General features: G+C 59.5%; 2 protein-coding genes. One reads left to right on the top strand and one right to left on the bottom strand.

The features are described 5' to 3' along the window. Window positions 1-82 precede the first annotated feature (82 nt). Complete coding sequence (locus JCM15831_RS15250) at window positions 83-1,093, top strand: flagellin (RefSeq protein ID WP_025824908.1); 1,011 nt, start codon at window positions 83-85, stop codon at window positions 1,091-1,093. Window positions 1,094-1,162: 69 nt separating this feature from the next. On the opposite strand, the gene JCM15831_RS23150 is transcribed toward JCM15831_RS15250, so the two are convergent. Next, a partial coding sequence (locus JCM15831_RS23150) for a hypothetical protein (RefSeq protein WP_035774783.1) occupies window positions 1,163-1,360 on the bottom strand: 198 nt, incomplete at its 5' end.

The raw sequence follows: 1,360 nt of genomic DNA, 5'->3' as shown, positions 1-1,360 counted from the left end.
TCTGGTAATCTTCTCTTATCCAATTGGCGATTTAAACGCTTCTGCAGGGCCCGATGACTGGGCAAGCACCAGGAGAAAACCGATGAGCCTTTCGATCAACACCAACGCTTCGGCGATGATTGCCGTTCAGACCCTGAACGCAACGCAGTCCGCCCTGAGCAGCGCAGAAAACACCATTTCCACCGGCCTCAAGGTCTCGAGCGCCGCCGACAACGCTGCAGCCTACGGCATCGCCGCACAGATGCAGGGCAACGTTTCCGGCCAGTCCGCTGTCAATGACGGCCTGTCATTCGCAGCACAGACGGTCAGCTCGACCAGCACTGCCGTCAACCAGATCATCAGCGTGCTCAACAGCGTCCAGAACGCCGTCACCACGCTCGGCAACAACCAGGGCAGCCCGGCCGCTCTCGACCAGATCGGCACGCAGATCACCGGCCTGCTCCAGCAGATCGACACCATCGCCCGCAACGCAACCTTCAACGGCGTCAACCTGATCTCGGGCAGCACCGCCGACGGCCTGGGCATCACATCCAACAACCTGTCCTACATCACCGGTCTTCAGGGCGACCAGACAACCGTCACAGGCTTCAACGCTGCCATCGCGTCCTATATGGGCGGCGCGAGCATCGCAGGTGCACCAAGCGTTTCCTCGAGCTCCTCGTTCTTCCAGACAGGTGTTGCCGGTACCAGCCTGACCGACGCTCTGGGTCTGACGAGCGGCGGGACTGCCGGTGTCAACCCAACCTCAAACGTCTTCGAAGCAAATGGAACACTGAACGCCGGCTCAAGCACTGGCAGCAGCAGCGGAAGCAACACTGTTTCCTCGATGATCGCTCAGGTTCAGGCAGCCATCAAGGCGATGACCTTCGTCACATCGTCACTCGGCGCCAACACCAACGTCATCAAGAACATGACCACCTATGGTTCGACCATCTCCGACAACCTCACCAACGGTATCGGCGCCCTGACCGACGCAGACATGTCCGCAGCCAGCGCCAAGCTGACCTCGCTGCAGACCAAGCAGTCTCTCGCCATCAAGTCGCTGACCATCGCGAACTCCCAGTCCCAGAACATCCTTTCGCTCTTCCAGTAAGATCGAAAAAACCCTTGCCCCAAATGGGGCAAGGGTTTCCTTTTGCCGAGGATGAGAGCAGACGGCCCGTTATTCCACCGGCCCCCTCAGCACCCTCGCCGCGACAATGACCGGACTACCCGCAGAATCCGCGCCAGTCCTGAATGTCGCCCACTTCCCCAAAGCAAAAACCCAGGTTCCGGTAAAACTCACAACCTGTGGGTGCGGCTTGCAGCTCCCATCCTGTGGAGCATCTTCCTGACGCGAGCATTGCGCAAAATCGGCATC

The organism is Asaia astilbis JCM 15831 (assembly GCF_000613845.1).
GTDB lineage: Bacteria > Pseudomonadota > Alphaproteobacteria > Acetobacterales > Acetobacteraceae > Asaia > Asaia astilbis.
Note: the sequence above shows the minus strand (reverse complement) of the source record. Positions and strands in the feature narration are given on the sequence as shown.

Coding starts and splice junctions, on each gene's coding strand:
- JCM15831_RS15250 (WP_025824908.1), top strand. CDS start 83: ATGAGCCTTTCGATCAACACCAACGCTTCGGCGATGATTGCCGTTCAG.